At 63.6% G+C, this 20,528-nt stretch carries 15 protein-coding genes and 1 pseudogene; 8 read left to right on the top strand and 8 right to left on the bottom strand.

Annotation, left to right across the window (positions count from 1 at the left end; translation table 11 throughout):
• Positions 1–90 precede the first annotated feature (90 nt).
• Positions 91–1,311: an MFS transporter gene (locus LMTR21_RS10095; protein WP_065756631.1), complete on the top strand. Its 1,221-nt coding sequence runs from the start codon at positions 91–93 to the stop codon at positions 1,309–1,311.
• Here LMTR21_RS10095 and LMTR21_RS10090 read toward each other — a convergent pair.
• The 4 genes from LMTR21_RS10090 to LMTR21_RS10075 form a co-directional block, all read right to left on the bottom strand.
• Positions 1,283–2,557: an MFS transporter gene (locus tag LMTR21_RS10090; RefSeq protein WP_065756632.1), complete on the bottom strand. Its 1,275-nt coding sequence runs from the start codon at positions 2,555–2,557 to the stop codon at positions 1,283–1,285. The genes LMTR21_RS10095 and LMTR21_RS10090 overlap by 29 nt on opposite strands.
• A gap of 45 nt (positions 2,558–2,602) precedes the next feature.
• Positions 2,603–3,112, bottom strand: a complete 510-nt coding sequence (locus LMTR21_RS10085) for a PRC-barrel domain-containing protein (RefSeq protein ID WP_065756633.1) — start codon at positions 3,110–3,112, stop codon at positions 2,603–2,605.
• 49 nt (positions 3,113–3,161) lie between these two features.
• Positions 3,162–5,360, bottom strand: a complete 2,199-nt coding sequence (locus LMTR21_RS10080) for an amylo-alpha-1,6-glucosidase (protein ID WP_065756634.1) — start codon at positions 5,358–5,360, stop codon at positions 3,162–3,164.
• Between the two features lie 66 nt (positions 5,361–5,426).
• A complete protein-coding gene (locus tag LMTR21_RS10075; protein WP_065756635.1) occupies positions 5,427–7,190 on the bottom strand; it encodes an ABC transporter ATP-binding protein in 1,764 nt (587 codons plus the stop codon).
• A gap of 305 nt (positions 7,191–7,495) precedes the next feature.
• Between LMTR21_RS10075 and LMTR21_RS10070 the strand changes: the two genes are divergently transcribed.
• Positions 7,496–8,566, top strand: a complete 1,071-nt coding sequence (locus LMTR21_RS10070) for a glycosyltransferase family 4 protein (protein WP_065756636.1) — start codon at positions 7,496–7,498, stop codon at positions 8,564–8,566.
• A gap of 245 nt (positions 8,567–8,811) precedes the next feature.
• On the opposite strand, the gene LMTR21_RS10065 is transcribed toward LMTR21_RS10070, so the two are convergent.
• The 3 genes from LMTR21_RS10065 to LMTR21_RS10055 are packed head-to-tail and all read right to left on the bottom strand — an operon-like array spanning position 8,812 to position 13,955.
• Positions 8,812–10,758 carry an alkyl/aryl-sulfatase gene (locus LMTR21_RS10065; RefSeq protein WP_065756637.1) on the bottom strand — a complete coding sequence of 649 codons (1,947 nt, stop codon included), beginning with the start codon at positions 10,756–10,758 and terminating at the stop codon, positions 8,812–8,814.
• Positions 10,759–10,810: 52 nt separating this feature from the next.
• A complete protein-coding gene (locus tag LMTR21_RS10060) occupies positions 10,811–12,631 on the bottom strand; it encodes a flavin-containing monooxygenase (RefSeq protein ID WP_084031015.1) in 1,821 nt (606 codons plus the stop codon).
• Positions 12,632–12,680: 49 nt separating this feature from the next.
• Positions 12,681–13,955, bottom strand: a complete 1,275-nt coding sequence (locus tag LMTR21_RS10055) for an acyl-CoA dehydrogenase family protein (RefSeq protein WP_141688657.1) — start codon at positions 13,953–13,955, stop codon at positions 12,681–12,683.
• Positions 13,956–14,024: 69 nt separating this feature from the next.
• Between LMTR21_RS10055 and LMTR21_RS10050 the strand changes: the two genes are divergently transcribed.
• Positions 14,025–14,846, top strand: a complete 822-nt coding sequence (locus tag LMTR21_RS10050; protein ID WP_065756638.1) for an IclR family transcriptional regulator — start codon at positions 14,025–14,027, stop codon at positions 14,844–14,846.
• A gap of 63 nt (positions 14,847–14,909) precedes the next feature.
• Entirely contained in the window at positions 14,910–15,884 is a 975-nt protein-coding gene (locus tag LMTR21_RS10045; RefSeq protein WP_065756639.1) for a Bug family tripartite tricarboxylate transporter substrate binding protein, read from the top strand.
• A gap of 167 nt (positions 15,885–16,051) precedes the next feature.
• Here the strand turns inward: LMTR21_RS10045 and LMTR21_RS10040 are convergent, their stop codons facing one another.
• A complete protein-coding gene (locus tag LMTR21_RS10040) occupies positions 16,052–17,056 on the bottom strand; it encodes an ABC transporter substrate-binding protein (RefSeq protein ID WP_065756640.1) in 1,005 nt (334 codons plus the stop codon).
• A gap of 99 nt (positions 17,057–17,155) precedes the next feature.
• Between LMTR21_RS10040 and LMTR21_RS10035 the strand changes: the two genes are divergently transcribed.
• The 4 genes and pseudogenes from LMTR21_RS10035 (at position 17,156) to LMTR21_RS10020 (ending at position 20,525) form a co-directional block, all read left to right on the top strand.
• Positions 17,156–17,803, top strand: a complete 648-nt coding sequence (locus LMTR21_RS10035; RefSeq protein ID WP_065756641.1) for a TetR/AcrR family transcriptional regulator — start codon at positions 17,156–17,158, stop codon at positions 17,801–17,803.
• 86 nt (positions 17,804–17,889) lie between these two features.
• Positions 17,890–18,659, top strand: a pseudogene (locus LMTR21_RS10030) (ABC transporter permease).
• A gap of 17 nt (positions 18,660–18,676) precedes the next feature.
• Positions 18,677–19,714, top strand: a complete 1,038-nt coding sequence (locus LMTR21_RS10025; RefSeq protein WP_065756642.1) for an NAD-dependent epimerase/dehydratase family protein — start codon at positions 18,677–18,679, stop codon at positions 19,712–19,714.
• A complete protein-coding gene (locus LMTR21_RS10020) occupies positions 19,701–20,525 on the top strand; it encodes a GNAT family N-acetyltransferase (RefSeq protein WP_065756643.1) in 825 nt (274 codons plus the stop codon). Before LMTR21_RS10025 ends, LMTR21_RS10020 begins: the two co-directional genes overlap by 14 nt.
• Positions 20,526–20,528 lie beyond the last annotated feature (3 nt).

Here is a 20,528-nt window from a genome sequence, read left to right as displayed (position 1 = left end):
TGCCGGATGTGACGGCCTGGGGTCCACGTGTCGCCCCGCACGCCCAGGTGTCACATCCTTCTTTTTTCCGAGCTGATAGTGAGAAGCGCCATGACCGGCATTTCCGCGCCGATGGAATCCGAAGCGATGACAATGCATGGTCGCTCACCTGGCACAGTGCTGCGATCCCTCGTCATCGGGCTCACCGCGTTCCTCACCGTGGTCGATCTGTTCGCGACGCAGGCGATCCTTCCCTCGCTGACCCGGCACTACAACGTATCGCCCGCCGAGATGGGCGTAGCCGTCAACGCCAGCACGCTGGGCATGGCAATCGCCAGCCTCGTTGTCGGCTTCCTGAGCCCACATATCGACCGTCGGCGCGGCATTCTCGTGAGCCTGATCCTGCTGGCGGTTCCGACCGCTTTGCTGGCGATCGCGCCCGATCTCACGACATTCACCGTACTTCGGATCGCGCAAGGCCTCTGCATGGCCTCGGCGTTTGCGCTGACGCTGGCCCACCTCGGTGAACAATGCAGCGCGATGGAAGCGGGCAGCGCATTCGCGGCCTACATCACCGGCAACGTCGCGAGCAACCTGATCGGACGACTGGTCTCGGCCGCGTTGGTCGACACGCTTGGGCTGGCCTCGAACTTCTATTTCTTTGCGCTGCTCAATCTTGCCGGCGCGGGGCTGGTTTACTTCACCATCGAGCGCGTCAAGCCGATGCGGGCGACATCTGCCGCGCCATCGCCGTTCGCGGCAACGATCGCACATTGGCGCAAGCCGGCGCTGCGATCGGCCTTTGCGACCGGCTTCTGCATCCTGTTCGCCTTCATCGGCACCTTCACCTATGTCAATTTCGCTCTCGTCCGCGCGCCGTTGTCACTCGGGCGGATGGATCTCGGCTTCGTCTATTTCGTATTCGCGCCTTCCGTGCTGACGACGCTGTTCGCGGGAAAAGCGGTAGCGCGCTTCGGCACCCGGCCGGCGATCTGTGCCGCGCTTGCGGTCGCCGCGTTGGGCCTCCCCTTGATGCTGTCCTCGCATCTGTCAGAGGTGTTGGCGGGGATGGTGCTGGTCGGCATCGGCACGTTCTTCGCACAGGCCTGTGCCACGGGCTTCGTCGGACAGGCCGCCAGCGACAACCGCGGCATCGCCAGCGGAACCTACCTCGCCTGCTATTTCCTCGGCGGCCTCGTCGGCAGCGCCGCCCTGGGCCAATTGTTCGATCGTTTCGGATGGATCGCCTGCGTCGCCGGTGTCGGCGCGTCGCTGGCCATCGCCGCGCTGCTGACCGTACGCCTTACTCCGTCCGCCGGGTCTCCGGCATGAACAGCCAGATTACCGTCAGGCCGAGGGCTGCAATTCCGGCCAGTCCCGTAAAGGCGATGCTGCTTCCAAAGGTGTCGCTGATATAGCCGGCCAGCACCGTGCTGAGCGATGCACCGATGCCGGTCGCGGTTCCGACGACGCCCTGCGCCAGATTGAAGTGGCCGCTGCCATAGGCGACATCGGCCACGATCAGCGGCACCATCACGGCGAGTACGGCCGCGGTGATGCCGTCGAACACCTGCACGAGAACCAGAAGATAGGGATCGCGCACGACCGCAAACAGTAATCCGCGGATCGCCAGCGCGCCGAACGCCAATAGCAGAAGCGGTCGCCTTCCCCAGGCCTGCGCCTTGCGGCCGACCGAGGGTGAAGTCAGCGCAACGATCGCTTGAGGTACGATGATGCAGCCCGCAATCAGCACCGGCGCCCATTGAGCCGATCGCGTCGTGACCACGCCGGCCATCAGCGGCAGCATGGCGGCGTTGGCGAGTTGAAACAGCAGCACGCCGCCGGCAAAGATCAACAGCGGCCGCTGCCGCAGCAGATGGAAAACGCTGGTGGCTTCCTTGTCGGGGACCTCACGCACCACGGCGCCATGGGCCTGCGCCACATCGATCTCCTGCCCGCGAATCCGCGACAGCGCCAACAATGTGGGGATGGCCAGAAGAAAGGTAACGATAAAGACCGCCTGGTTCGACACCAGGTAACCAACGGCACCCATCAGCGCCGCCGCCGAGCCGTTGCCGAGCGACGCGAAGCGGGCGTTTCGCCCGAGCCGTTCTCCGATCGCAAGCGGGCCGACGAGACCGAGGCTGATTGCGGCAATGGCCGGGCCCAGCACGCAACTTGCCAGCGCATGCAGCGTCGCGGCTGCGGTGACGACCGGAAAAATCGGCCATAACGCATAGGCCAATGCGCAGCAGCCGATGGTAGCGACCGCCAGCCCCGCCACCAGCCGCTCGGAGCGCGCGGCATCGACGATCGCCCCGCCCGGCATCTGCCCGAGCAGGCCGATGATGCCGCCGATCGAAAGCACGAAACCGATCTCGACCTGCGTCCATTTCTGCGTGGTCAGATAGACCGCGACGAAAGGGCCGAAACCGGTCTGCACATCGGCGAGAAAGAAGATGAACCAGTCGAGGCCGCGGTGGCTTTCGCGCGACGGCTTGGGCCGCTCGCTGGGAGCGGGCGGCTGCGGCACGATATTGCCCTCGCCGACGGATCGCTTCTGGCGATCGTCGTTCATCAGATCGAGCGACTGAGACGGGCGCGCGACCAGATCGTCTCTCCCTTACTTGTCGAAATCCCACGGTTGTAAGCGGCCAGCCGCACCTAGCACGATTACCGGCGCGTCCTGCTTGTATTCCGGTGCCGCGGTCACCTGTTCCTTCGTCAGCTCGAGCGTGATGCTGTCGCTCTTGTTGGCAACACGACCAAAATGCAGCGCACTCCAGTCGACGACGATCTTTCGACTGCCGACGCCGAGAAATCCGCCGAAATCGATGACTGCGGCGCGTACAGCACCCCCGCGGTCCACGATCACGTCGACGATGCGTCCCATATTTTCGTTGGCTGCACTGCGGACTTCGCGACCGAGAATGCCGAGCGCATCACGGGCCCCGATCACAGTGACCGAAGGTGGAGGCGCCGGTTCCTTTTTCGTGGCATCTTTCGTGGCATCTTTCGCGGCTTCGGCCGGCGCGGGACGGCTTCCCTGCGTTCCGCTGTCTTCCGCTGCCGATACCGGAAGGCTCATCGCTAACCCGGCGATCAAAGATAGAACGAGAATACCGGCGCGCATGTGGTCTCCTGATCTTGGCGGACGCTTCGGTTAAGCAAATCCGCCATCGCTAATGCGTCAATACGATCGACACCTGTATCTGGCCGCGCGTGCGCAATACTTCGAGCGAGACCTCATCGTTGTGGCGACGCACCCTCAGATCGACACTGGAGGGCCCTAGCTGCAGGTCGCGCAGCACCACCTCGTTGAGGAATTCCGGCAGCTTTGGATCGCGAAGGCGAATCTCGCCGCGTGCGGCGTCGAATTCGAGGCCGAGCGCCGCCTCCAACAGCGTGAAGGGCGTTGCGCTGGCCCAGGCCTGCGGCGCGCAGGCGACGGGATAGAGCACTGGCCCGCGGCGCCTTTCCCGGCGGAATCCGCAAAACAGTTCCGGCAGCCGCCGCAGATCCATGTAGCTGGCGGCATCGAACAGACCCTTGAACAGATGCGCCACCGAATGCTTCAGGCCGTAACGCGCGAAGCCGAGCGCGATCAGCGCATTGTCATGCGGCCAGATCGAGCCGTCGTGATAGGACATCGGGTTGTAGCGAACCTCGCCATAGGCCACGGTGCGGATGCCCCATCCCGAAAAGAATTTCTTGCTCATCAGATCGGCCGCCACGCGCCGGGCGCGATCGGTTCGGACGATGCCGGTAAAGAGAAGCTGGCCGGCGTTGGACGTTCGCACCTTGCACGGCCGCTTGGCACCGTCGAGCGCCAGCGCGTAGGTACCGAGCTCCTCGCACCAGAACGCCGCTTCGAACCGGTCGGCCAGCAACAGCGCGGCGGATTCGAGTTCCGCCGCACGATCGATCTTTCCGAGCCGGCGGGCGCAACGTGCCGCCAGCCGCTTGGCGGCGAAGACGTATCCCTGAACTTCCGCCAGCGCGAGATAGCCTTCGGCGAGTTGTCCATCGGCGTGGAAGATCGCATCGAACGAATCCTTCCAGCCCTGATTGGCAAGCCCCTGCTCGGTGGCGCGCTGGTACTCGACGAAACCGTCGCGATCGGGATCGCCGGGACCGTCGATCCACCGCAAGCCCGCCTCGATCGCAGGCCACAACTCAGCCAGCGTTTCGTCGTCGCTGGTGCGCTCGACATAGAGGCCGGCCAGCAGCACGAACAGCGGTGTCGAATCGACGCTGCCGTAATACTGCGCGAACGGCACCTCGCGCAGCGCTGCCATCTCGCCGCCGCGCATCTCGTGCAGAATCTTGCCGGGTTCGGCATCCGAAAGCGGATCGGTCGCCTTGGCCTGAAAATGGGCGAGCCGCCGCAGCACGCCCTTGGCGATGCGCGGATCGACCCACAGCATCTGCAGCGCGGTGATTAGCCCGTCGCGGCCGAACGTGGTCGAATACCAGGGAATGCCGGCATAGGGATACCTGCCCTGCGGCGTATCCGTCATCAGCATGTTGAGATCGGCCATCGCCTGGCACAGCACCTCGTTGAAGATGTTGTTCGAGGTCTCGATGCTGGCTGCGCCGGCCGTCGACCGTCGCATCTCGCGGCGATGCGCCAGCAGGCCGCGAAAGAACGGTATCGGCTTCTGCATGATCGGCTTGTTGCAGGACACCGCGACGAACAGGGCGATCACTTGCCCGGGTTCGAGTTCTAAATGATAGGTCGCTGAATTGACCGCGAGCCGGGTCGGCCGCGGCTCGAAATGCAAGGCGGTGATGCGGGCCTGGCCGTCGAGCCCGCCATACTCCAGCACCACGTCGGCAGGGCCGAGCAACCGGCTGGAACCTATGCCCCGGCGCGATCGGCGCTCGCCGCGCACTTCGAACAGATCGGCGAAGTCATTATCGAACAGCAGCGTCAGGTCAAAAATCGCCGGCCGCTCGCCGTGATTTTGCAGCGCGATGCGCTGGTAGGCGGTGCCGCGCCACAGGAAGATCGAGCGCACGATGTGCAGCGTGTCCTTTTGCAGCGCCAGCCTGCCGTTGCGGTACACGTCGGAATTGGTGAGGTCGACGGTCAGCGCCGAATTGTCGTCACGCAGATTGGAGCCGAGCAGCAGCGGCTGGACTTCGTCGAGCACCATCTCCAGCCGCGCGAGATAACGCGTATCGGCATTGAACAGGCCGTCGGGCCCGCCGGCCGAGGCGCCGATATCGCCGTGGCTGTCGAGTACGATAAAGGTGTCGTCGTGCTTGAGCGAACGGCGCTGCCGCGTCGCCGGGCCCGTCATCGGAATGTAGAACGGCGATTCCGCGACGTGTTCAGCAGCCTCAATGGTGATGAATTGAGTGACTTCGGCTGTCATATCGACCTCAAGCGATTTCCTTGCGTGGCGAGGGACGCATCGGGACGCAAACGCTACTGCCGCAGATCAGGCCGCATGGCTGGCGAGACGCCCCATTTCGCGCGCCACCAGTTCGCGGTAAGGGCCCCTGCCCTGCACCAGAATATCCGGCGGGCCGTCTTCAATGATCCGCCCGTTCTGCAGCACCACCACGCGGTCGAAATTGCGCAAGGTGGCGAGACGATGGGCGATGGCAATCACGGTGCGTCCGCGCATCAGTCGTGACAGTGCGTCGCGGATCGCCTCCTCCGATACGCTGTCGAGAGCAGCCGTCGCTTCGTCCAGCAGCAGGATCGGCGAGTCCTTCAGGAAGGCGCGCGCGATGGCGATGCGTTGCCGCTGTCCGCCGGAGACCTTGATACCACGATCGCCGACGATGGTCGCCATCCCTTCCGGGAGGTTTTCGATGAAATCGCAACGCGCCGCGATCGCCGCGCGCAGCACCTCGTCATCGGTCGCGTTCGGCCGTCCGTAGCGGATGTTCTCCATGATCGAACGGTGGAACAGCGATATGTCCTGCGGCACCACCGAGATCGCCTCGCGCAGACTTTGCTGCGTCACTCGCGCAATATCCTGGCCATCGATCGTGATGCTGCCATGCTGGACGTCGTAGAAGCGCTGCAGCAGCGTGAACAGGCTGGATTTTCCGCCGCCGGAATGACCAACCAGACCGACCCGCTGTCCTGGCTGAATGCGCAGGTTGAACTTTTCGAACACCTGAACACCGCCCGGATAATGGAATGCGACATTATTGAATCCGACGGCAGCGCCGCTGCGGATCAGCGGCTCGGCCTCAGGATGATCCTTCAACTCGTGCGGCAGCAACAGCGTGGCGATCGCTTCCGTCAGGCGGGCAACATGCTGGGTCACGTCGACCAGCGCCACCGCAAGGTCGCGCGTCGCGCTCAGGATCGAAAGGCCGAGCGTACAGACCAGAACGACGTCGCCGGTGGTCGCCGCGCCCTGCTGCCAGAGCGCAATGGCCCATGCCAGCAGTGCGATCGTCAGCACGATTGTCACGACGGCGTGAAGCAGCCGCAGCTTCTCGAGATAGCGCAGGCTGCGCCCACGGGCGTCGAGTTCCCGCTCGACGGTGGCATCGAAGCGGTCGTGTTCGTAGCTGAGGCCGCAGAACGCGCGGACCAGCGGCAGATTGCTGATGACATCGACCATCTCGCCGTCGACCGCAGCGGCCTTGTCGGCAAAATCGTCATGCAGCGGCTTGCCCGCCGCGGCGAGGCGGAACATCGCCAGCAGCATGATGGTGGCGATGACGATCAGGCCTGCGGACATCGCAAGGCTGACGGTTCCGATCAGGAGAATCGCCGAGACCGTCGCGATGCACGGCGGTAATACGTTCCAGACGAACATGTTCTCGACCGTGAAAACCGCGTTTGAGGTCGCGGTGATGCGGCTGGTCAGCATGCCCGGCAGCCGATCGGAGAAGTAGCTGGGGGCGTGGCCGGTCAGATGGCGGAACATGTCGCGGCGAAGATCGCCGGTAACGCCAACGAAGGTGAAGCTCGCCGTCCAGCTTGCGACGCGCCACAACAGATTGTCCGCAGCGATCAGCGACATGAGAAAAGCGAATGCCAGCCATACGCTTGCTGCACGTTCCGACCCGGCCGTCAGGCTGTCGACGAGATGCTTCACGCCGTACTGCGTGCCCACGGAGCAGGCAACCGCCCCCACGACAGCAGTCAAGATGACGGCATGGGCCGCGCGGCGCTGGCGGAGATAGCGCAACACAAACGGAAACGGCCGGCGCGCATATCCTGAAAGATTGTCCATGTCGTCTGCAAACCTGTTGAGAGTGAACGGGAATCCCTAACGCGTGTCGCGCACGAGGTCGTGAACTATGCTGCTTCGGTTTTGCCGGCGCACGGCCATCACCGCGCAACAATTCTGCAGCATCCAAGTCGCCTCAAATCTGTTGGTGTCAGATGGCATCAGCAAGACAGTCGTGTGGAAGAACCAAGATGCGCCGAATGAGTGGAACTTCGCAGATGCAAGAACGTTCCCGCTATCGGCACGCTCGGTGCCGACTTGCGGGCTGAGGGCTTCATTCAACTATCACTCGAAACAGGAGACGAAAGATGCGCATCGCGCAGGTCGCCCCGCTGACGGAGGCTGTTCCCCCCAAACTGTACGGTGGCACCGAGCGGGTTGTGCACTGGCTGACTGAAGAACTGGTCGCGTTAGGGCATGAAGTCACGTTGTTCGCCAGCGGTGATTCCCACACATCGGCGAAACTCGATGCCGCCTGGCCGAAGGCCTTGCGTCTCGACGGCTCGGTACGCGACCCCAACGCCCTGCATATGGTGATGCTGGAGCGCGTGCGGCAGAAATGCGACGATGAAGAGTTCGATTTTCTGCACTTTCATCTCGATTACTATCCATTCTCGCTGTTCTACCGGCAGCCGACGCCGTTTCTGACGACGCTGCATGGCCGGCTCGACCTGCCGGAGCATCAGCCGGTATTCACGACCTTCTCCAAGATTCCGGTGATATCGATCTCCAACGCACAGCGGCGACCGGTGCCGCAAGCCAACTGGGTGCGCACCATTCACCATGGGCTGCCGGAGGATTTGCTGACGCCGCAGCAGGTGAAGCCATCTTATCTTGCGGTGCTCGGACGGATTGCGCCGGAAAAGGGCGTCGATCGCGCTATCCGGATCGCGACGCGGTGCGGTATTCCGCTCAAGATCGCGGCAAAGGTCGACCGCGCCGACCAGGAATATTACGACGAGTTGATCTCCCCGCTGATCAAGGCCAATCCGCTGGTGGAATTCATCGGCGAGATCAGCGACCGCGAGAAACCCGATTTCCTCAGCGGCGCGATAGGCCTCCTGGTCCCGATCGACTGGCCGGAGCCGTTCGGCCTCGTGATGATCGAAGCCATGGCCTGCGGCACGCCGGTCCTTGCCTATAACCGCGGCTCGGTGCCGGAGATTATCGACCCCGGCCTCACCGGCTTTGTCGTGGAAGACGAAACCAGCGCCGTGGCGGTGGTCGACCGTCTCGCTGCGCTGGACCGGGCTGCGATCCGCAAACAGTTCGAAAGCCGCTTCACCGCGCGTCGCATGGCGCTGGATTATCTCGCCGCCTATCGCGGCCTGATGGAAGAAGCGGAGCCGCGGATCAAGCTCGTCAGCAGCGCGGAGTAAAAGCGTAACGCTCCCTGGTCGTCGCAAGACCGCCGTAGGGTGGGCAAAGCGCAGCGTGCCCACCATCAAGCAATGATCCGGACAGATGGTGGGCACGGCGCGTATGCGCCTTTGCCCACCCTACATATCTCGCGGCGTCCCAAGTGTTTGCGTCATGGCCGGGCTTGTCCCGGCCATCCACGATTTTCTTGCCGCTGCACCATTAGACGTGGATGCCCGGGACAAGCCCGGGCATGACGACCTCTTTAGCTCACTATGGTCCGCTTCGGTTCGACGATCTCGAACATGCGCGGGAATTCGTCCATCAGCAGCATCAATTCGCCGAGACGCGCCGGATTGCCGGCGACTTTGACCTTACCGGCGCTGACCGCTTCGGGGAACGTCGTCAGCTTGGCGATCACCTCGTCGAGCACGCCGCGCGCCAGCGTGAAGCTGGCATCGGCATCGGCCGCTTGCGCGCCGGCCGCATAGGTCAACGCGCAATTTTCCAGATTGAGAATGAACGTCTCGCCGGTATCGGTAAAATTCCAGTTCAGCACGATGCGCTGGCCTTCGGCCTTGGGACCGTTGAGGCGAACGCCGAGCACGTCCCAAAGCTGTTCGGTGCGCAGCGCAGCCAGAGTTTCCCGCGGCATCGATGAACGCGGTGGGGTCTTCGGCATACCCTGCCGCAGTTCCTGCGCGCCGAACAGGTAGGCGTTGCGCCAGGTCGAACTTTCCGATGCGTAGCCGAGTTGCTCGAAGGTATCAGCCAGCATTGCGCGCGCCGCCTGGTTGTTCGGCTCAGAGAACACCAGATGACTCACGGCCTGTGCGACGAAGCGGAATTCGCCCTTGGCAAAATCGGCTCGCGCCCGGGCCAGGATCGCGTCCGCGCCGCCCATATACTCGACATATTTCTTGCCTGACTCGACCGGCGGCAATGGATCGAGGTTGACCGGATTGGCGTCGTACCAGCCGAGATACTTTTGGTAGATCGCCTTCACGTTATGCCTGATGTGGCCGTAATAGCCGCGGCCGTGCCAGGCTCCCTCGAGACTCGCCGGCAGGCGGATGTTCTCCGCGATCTCGGCGGCGGTGAGCCCGTGGTTCATCAGGCGGATGGTCTGGTCATGCGCGAATTTATAGAGATCGCGCTGCTGCCGGATCATGGTGTCGATCCGCTCCTGGCCCCAGACCGGCCAATGGTGCTGGCCGCACATCGCATCCGCCTTGCCGCCCCACATCTGCAAGGCTTCGCCGAGATATTTCGACCAGGCCAGCGCGTCGCGCACATCGGCGCCGCGGAACGGCAGCAGATTGTGGAAATTATGGGTGCAGTTTTCCGCCAGGTTGAGCAGCTTGTAGCGCGGGATGAAGAAATGCATCTCCGCCGGCGCTTCGCTGTTCGGCGCCATCTGGAATTCGAACTCGACGCCGTCGATGACGCGCCTGTCGCCAGTCGCGATAATCAGATCGGTCGGACGCACCAGCGCGACTGCGCCCGCCGCCATGGTCTTGCCGAGCCCGCAATCGACCTGCCCGCGCACACCCTTGGCGAGGAACGGCCCGAACTGATATTGCGCCCGACGCAGCATTGCGGGGCCGGCGATGATGTTTTCGGAGACCGCATGCTCCATGAACAGATTGGGTGCGATGATCGGCACCTTGCCCGCAGCAAGCGTTGCATCGTCGAGCACGCCCCGTGCGCCGCCCCAATGGTCGGTGTGGGTATGGGTGAAGATGACGGCAGCGACCGGCCGTTTGCCACGATGCTGGAAGTAGAGCTCCATCGCCGCCCGCGCGCCCTCGATCGAGGTCAGCGTGTCCACCACGATCACGCCGCTGTCTCCCTCGATCAGCGTCATGTTGGCGATATCGAGCCCGCGCACCTGATAGACGCCGGGCACCACCTCGAATAGGCCGTGATGCATGTTGAGGCGGGATTGCCGCCACAGGCTGGGATCGACGGTCGGTGGCGCTTGTTCCGCGGACAGGAAGCCATAGGGCTCCAGACTCCAGACCACCCTGCCCTGCGGCGAGGTGATTTTTGCGTTCTCCACGGAGCCGAGGAAGCCGCGCGCCGCATCGTCGAAATCGCGTTTATCGGAAAACGGCAGCGCCTTCAGCGTCACCGCGTGCTGCGCGATGACGGAGGCGGAAGCTTCCTTCGGAGATTCCTTTGATGCTTCGATCGTGGCTGGTTGGCTCATTGTTGGTGCTCCCTTACGCAGAAGAAACAGCAGGTCGAAATTCAAAACAGCGTCAGCGAAACTGCAGCCCCTCGAACTGGCCACTGTTGCGCCATCCCTCGATATATTTGAAGTAAGCCATCGGGCCTGAGGGATGGCCGACATTGAGCTTGGCCGCAGGGCCGGGCTCGCGTCCTTCGTTGTTGTAGTAGCCCGGCGTGCAGTCCGGCGAGCCGATCATGCGGCCGGCGCCGGTGAGCAGCAGCTCGACCCAGCGCTCTTCGGCCTCTTTTGTCACTTCGATCTCCTTGAAGCCGTTCGTCCGGGCGTGACCGACCATCAGCGCGATGGTCCTGGCGGCTTCAGTCAGATTGTGCGGAACGTTGGAGATCAGATTGGCGCCTTGCGTCGGCTGCACGAAAAATGCGTTCGGAAAGCCGTGCACGTGGATGCCGTGCTTGGTGCGCATGCCGGACGCCCAATGCTCCGACAGCTTGACGCCGCCGCGGCCGGTCAGATCGAAGCCAGCGCGCCGCTTGTATTCGGTGCCGACCTCAAATCCCGAGGCATAAATGATGCAGTCGAGCTGGTATTCCCTGCCCGCAACCACGATGCCGTTCTCGGTGATGCGCTCGACGCCCTTGCCGTCGGTATCCACGAGATAGGTGCCCGGCGTGTTGAAGGCCTGCAGATAGGAATCGTGGAAGCACGGCCGCTTGCAGAGCTGGCGATACCAGGCCTTGAGTTTCGCGGCAGCCTCGCGGTCGTTGACGATGCTGTCGACCCGGGCGCGGATTTCCTCCATCTTCTCGAAATCGGAATCCTCAAACGCCGCCAGCATGTTTGCCGGTGTTCGCTGCTCGCGCGGCAGATCCATGACCTTGGCGCGGATCCGCCGCGACAGATCGGTCCAGCCATCCTGCACCAGATCTTCTTCCGCGGAGCCGCCGGCCTGGTTCGCCGTAAAATTCTCCAGCCAGCGCTGCTGCCAGCCGGGTGTTGCGATGCCTGCGAACCATTCCGAATCGATCGGCGCATTAGCTCTGACGTCGACGGAGGACGGCGTGCGCTGGAAGACGTAGAGTTCCTTGCAGGCGCGCGCGAGGTGCGGCACGCACTGCACGGACGTCGCGCCGGTGCCGATGATGCCGACGCGCTTGTCCGCCAGCTTGTCCATCAACCCGCCAGATGGGTTGCCGCCGGTATAGTCATAGTCCCAGCGGCTGGTGTGGAACGAATGGCCTTTGAACGAAGAGATGCCTTCGATGCCGGGAAGCTTCGGCACGTGAAGCGGACCCGTGCCCATGCCGACGAACTGCGCGGTGAAGTCGTCGCCGCGGCTGGTGCGGATGCGCCAGCGCGACTTTGCCTCGTCCCAGTCGAGGCTCACGACCTCGGTGTGAAACAGCGCGTTGTCGTAGAGGCCGTATTGCTTGCCGATGCGCTGGCAGTGCGTGAGGATTTCCGGCGCATGCGCATATTTCTCCGACGGCATGTGCCCGGTCTCTTCGAGCAACGGCATGTAGACCATCGAGGCGGTATCGCACTGCGCGCCCGGATAGCGATTCCAGTACCAGGTGCCGCCGAAGTCGCCGCCCTTCTCGATGATGCGGATATCCCCGATGCCGGCCTCCGACAGTCGCGCTGCTGTTGCGAGCCCGGCAAAACCGCCGCCGATGAAGGCGAAGGTGACGTGGTCGGTCTTCGGCTCGCGCGCGGTGACCGGCGTATAGGGATCATCGAGATAATGCGCGAGCTGGCCGGCGACGCGCAGATATTGATCGTTGCCATCGGGGCGCAGCCGCTTGTTGCGCTCGTCCAGATATTTCTGGCGCAGCCGCTCCTTGTCGATCGCAGCCTTTTGCGAGGTCGGAGGTTGCTCGGTGATCGTCATCCGGACGCGCCTTTCAGAAAATGCGAGATGTCTTTGTCATTACCATCGCTCAGGCCGGATGTGCGGACAGATAGGGCGAGTTGGCGACCGACCAGGACGGCATCGGCTCCATCCGGAAGATCTGCCGCAGGTGGACTTCATCGGGGCCGTCGCCGATGCGCAGCAGGCGTCCCCAGGCGAGCGCCTGATGGATCGGCGTGTCGTCGGAGCCGCCCATGGCGCCGAACACCTGCATGGCGCGGTCGGCGATCCGCTGCAGCATCGCGGGCACCGCCACCTTGATCAGCGACACGTCGCGCCAGGCATCCTGATGGCCGGCCTGATCGAGCCGCCACGCGCAGCGATAGGCGAGCAGGCGCGCCTGTTCGAGCTCGACGCGGGATTCGGCGATCCAGCGCTGCACGGTGTCGTACTGGATCACGGGGCGCCCGAACGCCGCGCGCTCCGACGAGCGCACCATCATCAGTTCGATCAAGAGCTCGCACAGCCCGATCGAGCGCATGCAGTGATGGATGCGCGCAGGCCCCAGGCGGATTTGCGCGACCTTGAAACCCTCGCCCTCGGCGCCGAGCAGGTTCGCGCGCGGCACACGCACCTGATCGAACGTCAGTTCGCCGATCGGGGCGACATGGTCTTCGCATCCCATCCAGCGCAGCCGCCGCACCAGCCGAACGCCCGGCGCGTCCATCGGCACGATGACGCAGGAATGGCGGCTCGTGCGGCCGGCATCGGGATCGGTCACGCCCAGCACGATCAGGAAACTGCAGCGCGGATGCGCGGCGCCGGTGATGAACCATTTGCGTCCGTCGATGATGTAGTCGTCACCGTCGCGGACCATCCGGGTCGCGATATTGGTCGCATCCGAGGAGGCCACGTCCGGCTCGGTCATGCCGAAGGCCGAACGCGTCTTCGCTTCCAGCAGCGGCCGCAGCCAGCGCGCCTTCTGCTCAGGTGTGGCGCAATTCTGCAGCGCGATCATGTTGGGCACGTCGGGCGCCTGGCAGTTGAAAACCTCCGGTGCCCAGAACAGCCGGCCCATCACCTCCGCAAGCGGCGCATAGTCGAGGTTGGACAGCCGCGTGCCGGGCTCGTCGTCCGCCAGTTCGGGAAGACCGAGATTCCACAGGCCGGCCGCGCGCGCCTTTCGCTGCAAGTCACCCATGAAGGGCGCGGCCTCCCCTCTGGCGGCATGTTCAAGCCAGGCGCGATGGCGCGGCAGCACCTCGTGATCGAAGAAGGACTGCAGCTTCTCCAGCCACGCTTCCGATCGAGCGGACAGATCGAAATCCAGGTCGGCCTCCCTTTTGGTAGAACCTAAGCGCATATCGACACAATTAGCAAATTCATTTCGATATATTGACAATCTTCCGGATTTGGTCCGATATTCCATCCTATGGCAACGACTTCCAGCATCCAGTCGTCCTCCCCGCCGCGGCCCGGCGCCCCGGAGGACCAGGCCGATCCCTCCTTCGCGACCACGCTGGCGCATGGGCTGGACGTGCTGGCGGCCTTCCGTAACCGCGGCGGCTCGCTGTCAAATGCTGAACTCGCGCTGCACACCGGCCTGTCCCGGCCGACGGTGTCGCGGCTGACCTACACGCTGGCGCAGCTCGGCTATCTCAAGCGTGACGCCAAGGGGCGCTTCCAGCTCGGGCTCGGCATTCTCGCCGCCGCCTATCCGGTGCTGTCGGCATTGAAGGTGCGGCAACTGGCGCGTCCCCTGATGCGCGAGTTCGCCGCCTACACCGGCGGCACGGTTTCGATCGCGATGCCGTTCGGGCTCGACTTCATCTATGTCGAGACGCTGCGCACCACCGACGCGGTGGCGCATCTGCCTGACGTCGGCTTTGCCAGCTCGCTGGCGCCGACCGCGGTCGGTCGCGCGCTGCTGTCGCTCTTCACCAAAGAAGAGCTCGATGCGTATGTGGCTGCCGTGAAGGCCGAGCGCCCGGAAGAAGCCGACTATGTCGAGCGGCGGACGCTGCCGGATGTCGAGCTTTGCAGGGAGCGCGGCTTTGCGATTTCGCTCGGCGAATGGCGGCGCGAGATTTTTGGCGTCGCAGCGCCGCTGTACCGCACGCCGTCGGGCGATTGCCTCTCGGTCAATTGCGGCATCCCCTCGTTTCGTTTCAACGCCGAACAGATCGAACGCGAATGCGGGCCGCGCATGCTGGGGCTGGCGCGCAGCATCCGCTCGCTGGTGACGAGCGACTGAATTCCCCCGTCAGAGGGGCAAGGCGCATCGCTCGCAAGATGCGCCAAAAATGGGGAGGGAAGAATGAGCCGGATCAAAACCGCGCTGGGCTTTGCGCTGGGCGCCATCATGCTGCTCGCCGGTGCCGCGCAGGCACAGGGCAATTATCCGAACCGCCCGATCCGCATCGTCGTGCCCTACCCCGCCGGCGGCATTGTCGACATCGTCGCCCGTGCCGTAACCGAACAGGTCGGCCGCGACTGGAGGCAGACGGTGGTGATCGAGGCAAGACCCGGCGGCAACAGCAATATCGGCACGGCTTCGGTGGCACGCAGCGAGCCTGATGGATACACATGGCTGGTCACCGGCCCGGCGGCGCTGGTCAACCCGACGCTCTACAAGGACGCCGGCTGGGACGCGCTGAAGGACCTCAAATGCGTTGGGCTTGCGGTCTGGAACCAGAGCGTGGCGCTGGTGCATCCCTCGATGCCGGCCGGCACCATCAAGGAATTCGTCGAGATCGCACGCAAGAAGCCGGGCGAACTGAACTTCGGCAATCCCGGCACCGGCTCATCCATCGACCTGAGCGCGCAAAAACTGTTCCAGGCCGCTGGCATCAGGCTCACCAATGTCGGCTACAAGGGCCAGCCGCAGGCCTTGATCGACCTGATGACGAACCTGATGCATTTCGAGATCGTCTCGCTCGAATTGGCACTGCCGCACATCAAGGCCGGCAGCGTGAAGCCGCTGGCCGTCATGACCGACAGGCGCGTCGCCGACCTGCCCGATGTACCGACGATTGCGGAAGCCGGATTTCCGGAGGCCACCTACGTGCCCTGGTATGGCATCTATGTTCAGGCCGGAACGCCCGATGCGATCGTCGCGAAGATCAACGACGGCATCAACAAGGCGCTGCAGAATCCGGACGTGCAGCGCCAGCTCGCGGTCGCCAACATCCCGGGCAAACCGATGCCGCTGAATGAGCTCGCCGCACTGATGAAGGCGGACCACGAGAAGCTGACGAAGGTGATCGCGACGTCGGGCATGGCGCTGCAGTGAGAGATGAGGCGCGGACCTCACCACATCATTGCGAGGAGCGAGATTGAACCCCGTCATTCCGGGATGGTGCGAAGGACCAGACCTCAGATGCGCAATTGCGCATCGGGGAATCTCGAGATTCCGGGTTCGTGCTGACGCACGCCCCGGAATGACGACGCCTCAAGGCCCTACTTCTTCACCTTGCTGGCATCCATCTTGATCGACTGATCCAGCATCTTCGTCGAAAACGCCGTGTTCACGTCGAACGGCTTTTCCATGCCGAGATAGGTCTGCACCAGCTCGTAGTCCTTTTTCATGCGCTCGGCGTCGATCCAGCCCAGCGCCTTGGTGGCGGTGAATTCGTCGGTCATCAAAAACTTGATGCGCTCCCACTGGCGCTGCTGGTTTTCCTTGTCGAGACCGGAGGCATGATCGAGCAGCGCCTTGAGACACGGCGCGACGTCGGCGACGCAGGCCGCATAGGCCTTCTGGCTGATCCTGACGAAATCCTCGACCAACTTCGGGTTCTTCGCAAGGTAAGCGCCGTTGACGATCAGCGAGTTGCCGTAGGGATTGAGCCCGATGTCCTTCCAGTTGACGTAGCCGAGATCGGCGCCGAACTCGATCACCTTCAGATCGTGCTCGTTGTAGAAGTCGCTGATGATATCGACGGTGTGGCTCTTCAGCGCCGCGATCTTGGCGGTCGGGCCGACATTGACGAAATTCACGGAGTCGGGCGCGATGCCGGCGGCCTTGGCGAAGGCCGGCCACATCACCCGCGAGGCATCGCCGGGCGGATTGCCGATCTTGTGGTTCGGAAAGTCCTTCGGCCCGTTCACGCCGTAGCTCTTCAGCCAGTAGAAGGTCTGCCCGGTGTTGGCGTAGATGCTCATCAGCGCCACCACGTCGGCGCCCTTGCTCTTGGCCACCAGCGTCGTCGCGAGATCGGCGATGCCGAACGGCGAGCCGCCGGAGCCGACTTTCAGCGAGGAGACGCCGGAGCCCTTGCCGACCTCGATCGTAAGATCGATGCCCGCCTTCTCGTACCAGCCTTGCGACTTGGCGTAGTAGAACGGCGAGTGGTCCGCGGTCGGTGTCCAGTTCAGGATCAGGTTGACCGCCTCGGCCGCAGCACCGGGAGCGGCCGGCACGGCAAGCGCAAGCGCCAATCCCGCAATTCGCAAAGCCTTCATTGCACCCTCCTCGTTCTGCAACCCGATCTTGTCGTCGCTGTTCGGTGACGCTACCAATGCAACAAGGGACCAGACGACTTGTCAACTATTTGGTTGGAAATGCCCAAAAAACGATCCAACGACCTAAAGCCGCAGCGGCGCGATCCGGCCGCGACCCGCAGGAAACTGCTGACGGCGGCGCGGCGCGAATTCGCCGATAGCGGCCTCGCCGGCGCCCGCGTCGACGAGATCGCCGCGCGCGCGGGCGTCAACAAGCAGCTTGTCTATCACTATTTCGGAGACAAGGATGCGCTGTATCTGGCGGTGCTGGAATGGGTCTATGAGGAAATCCGCGCCCAGGAACGCGAGCTGAACCTCGAGGGATTGCCGCCCGAGCAGGCGATCAAGAAGCTGATCGAAAGTTCCTTCGATTACCTCGCCGCCCATCCCGATTTCATCGTGCTGCTGAACGACGAAAACCGCGGCGGCGCCCGCCATGTCCGCGGCTCGCGCAAGCTGGAAGCGATGCATTCGCCGCTGGTCAGCCTCGTCTCGACCACCCTGTCCCAGGGCGTGAAGGCCGGCATCTTCCGCAGGGGTATCAATCCCGTTCACCTCTATATCTCGATTGCCGGCCTCAGCTATTTCTACTTTTCGAATACGCCGACCCTGTCGGCGATTTTCGGCAAGGATTTGTCGAGCAAGGCCGCCCGGCAGGCCCGCCGCAAACACGTGGTCGATCTGGTGATGCACTCGCTGCGCCCCTAATCAACCATATGGTTGATTACCGGGAGAGGCCGCGATAGATTGCCGCCACGCGACGGGGAACCGGGCGCGGGCCAGGGGAGTATGCGGTGTTCAGCGGTGATGGCGGATCGGCACGGTCTTTCGCGATCATCCTGATCGTGCATCTGGCCGTGATCGTGCTCTGGCAGGTGCTGGTCGATTTCTTCCAGGTACCGAGATTCATCCTGCCCTCGCCGCTTGCAACCATCAAGACGCTGGGCACGCCCGGCTATGCCTGGCTTTCCAATCTCGCGGTGACGGCGGCCGAAATTCTCGGTGGATTCTGCCTGGGCGCGGTGGTCGGCATCATGCTGGCGGTGATGTTCACCTGGTCACCGCTGGTCAGCCTGTTGCTGCTGCCGCTGTCGTGACGCTGAACATGATTCCGAAAGTGGCGCTCGGCCCGCTGTTCATCGTCTGGTTCTCCTATGGCATCTTCCCGAACATCCTGATCGCGTTCTCGATCTGCTTCTTTCCGATCCTGCTCACCACCGCCCGCGGGTTGAGCGAGGTGGAACCGGACCTCCTCGACCTCGTGAAATCGCTGCGCGGCTCGCGCTGGACGCTGTTCCGCAAAATCCAGCTGCCGGGCGCGCTACCTTACGTATTTTCCGGGATGAAAGTCGGCGCGATCCTGGCGGTGGCCGGCGCCATCGTCGGCGAGTTCATCGCCTCCGAGCGCGGGCTCGGCTACCTCATGATCCAGGTGCAGTCGTCGCTCGATACGCCGGCGATGGTGATGGCGGTGGTACTGCTGACATTGCTGGGCGTGGCGCTGTATGGGCTCGTGCTCGGCCTGGAACGGATGTTCGTCGTCCGGGACATCCGGCTGCAATAAAAAGACGGGTATGAAACATGCTGCTGACACGCGACAACCTGCCCCAGACGATTGCCGATATATCAGCGCTCGACGACCTGCTGTGCCGGCCGAGCCAGGCGCTGATCGACGATCTCCGCAAGGTCGACGGCGACATCATGATTCTGGGCGTCGCCGGCAAGATGGGCCCGACATTGGCCGGTCTTGCGAAAGCGGCCGCGCCGGAGCGTCGCGTGATCGGCGTCGCCCGCTTCAGCGATCCGGCCGTGAAAGACTGGCTGGCGGCCCGCGACGTCGAGACCATCAATTGCGACCTGCTCGACGAAACCGCGATCAAGGCGCTGCCGAAAGCTCCGAACATCGTCTTCATGGCCGGCCGCAAGTTCGGCGCCGAGGGCGATCTCTCGCTGACCTGGGCAATGAATTCGCATGTCCCTGCCCTTGTCGCGCAGGCGTTTGCAGGCTCGCGCATCGTCGCGTTCTCGACCGGCTGCGTCTATCCGTTCGTGCCTGTTAACGGCAAGGGCTCCACCGAGGATATGGCGCCCAATCCGCCCGGCGAATACGCACAATCCTGCGTCGGGCGCGAGCGCATGTTCGAATATTTCTCGCGGAAGTATTCGACGCCCGGACGGCTGTTCCGGCTCAATTACGCGATCGACATGCGCTACGGCGTGCTGCACGACATCGCCAGCAAGGTGCTGCAGGGCAAGCCGATCGACGTCAGCCTCGGCCATGTCAATTTCATCTGGCAGGGCGATGCATCTTCGCAGGCGCTGCGATGTCTGGCGCATTGCGACACGCCGACCTCACCGATCAATGTCAGTGGCCACGAGATTTTGGCCGTGCGCGATCTCGCCGCAAAATTCGGACAGCGTTTTGGTCGCGCGCCCGCCATCAGGGGCAAGGAAGAGCCGACCGCGTGGCTCACCGACACGTCGCAGGCGGTAAAGCAGTTCGGCCTGCCGATCGTCGATACCGAGCAGCTCATCAGTTGGACCGCCGACTGGGTATCGCGATCGATGCCGAGCCTCGGCAAACCCACCAAATACGAGGTGCGCGATGGCCGCTATTGAGCCGATCGACATTGTGGAGCTCGACGTCGACGATGCGCCGGCCGGGCTGGTGCTGTCGACCGAAGCGGGCTGGAACCAGAACGAGGCTGACTGGCGCTTTTTCCTGAGCAAGGGTGTCGTGTTCGGCGTGCGCGACGGCGCAAGGCTGGTGGCGTCAGCGGCGCTGCTGCCCTACTCGGCGGGCAATGCCTGGATCAGCATGGTGCTGGTGACCGCAGACTTTCGCCGCCGGGGCATTGCGACGAAGCTGGTCGACGCCTGCCTCGGTGCCGCGGCCCGGCGCGGCCTAACCGCCTGGCTGGACGCGACGCCGGCCGGCGCCACTGTCTACGGTCCTCTCGGCTTCACGCCGACGCTGCAATTGCGGCGGCTGCGGCTGGAACGGCCGCAAGGCGCCACGACGACACGCCCGCTATCGACCGGTAGCCTCGACGCCCTGGCGACGCGCGACAGTAGCGCCATGGGCTTCGACCGCAGCACATTGCTGTCGGAATTTTCTACGCGACCGGGCTCGCGCATCGTGTCGGATGGCCGGGCCATGACCCTCGTCCGTGACGGGCGCGCTGCGCGGCAGATCGGGCCGCTGCTGGCCGATCGAACCGATCAGGCGCTGGCGCTGGTGGACGCCATCGTCGACTTAGAGACCGGCCCCTGGCTGATCGATGCCGTCCATTCCCAGGAAGCGTTTCTGCACGGGCTCGTTCAGTCGAGCTGGAATCTCGAGCGGCCGTTTCAACGCATGCGCTTTGGCCGTCCCACCGCGCCGCCTGCGCAACTGCCGTTCGCCGTTGCCGGACCGGAATTTGGATAGGAA

It is taken from the genome of Bradyrhizobium paxllaeri, assembly GCF_001693515.2.
GTDB lineage: Bacteria > Pseudomonadota > Alphaproteobacteria > Rhizobiales > Xanthobacteraceae > Bradyrhizobium > Bradyrhizobium paxllaeri.
The sequence above is the reverse complement of the archived record's forward strand: the minus strand, read 5'-3'. Positions and strand labels throughout refer to the sequence as shown.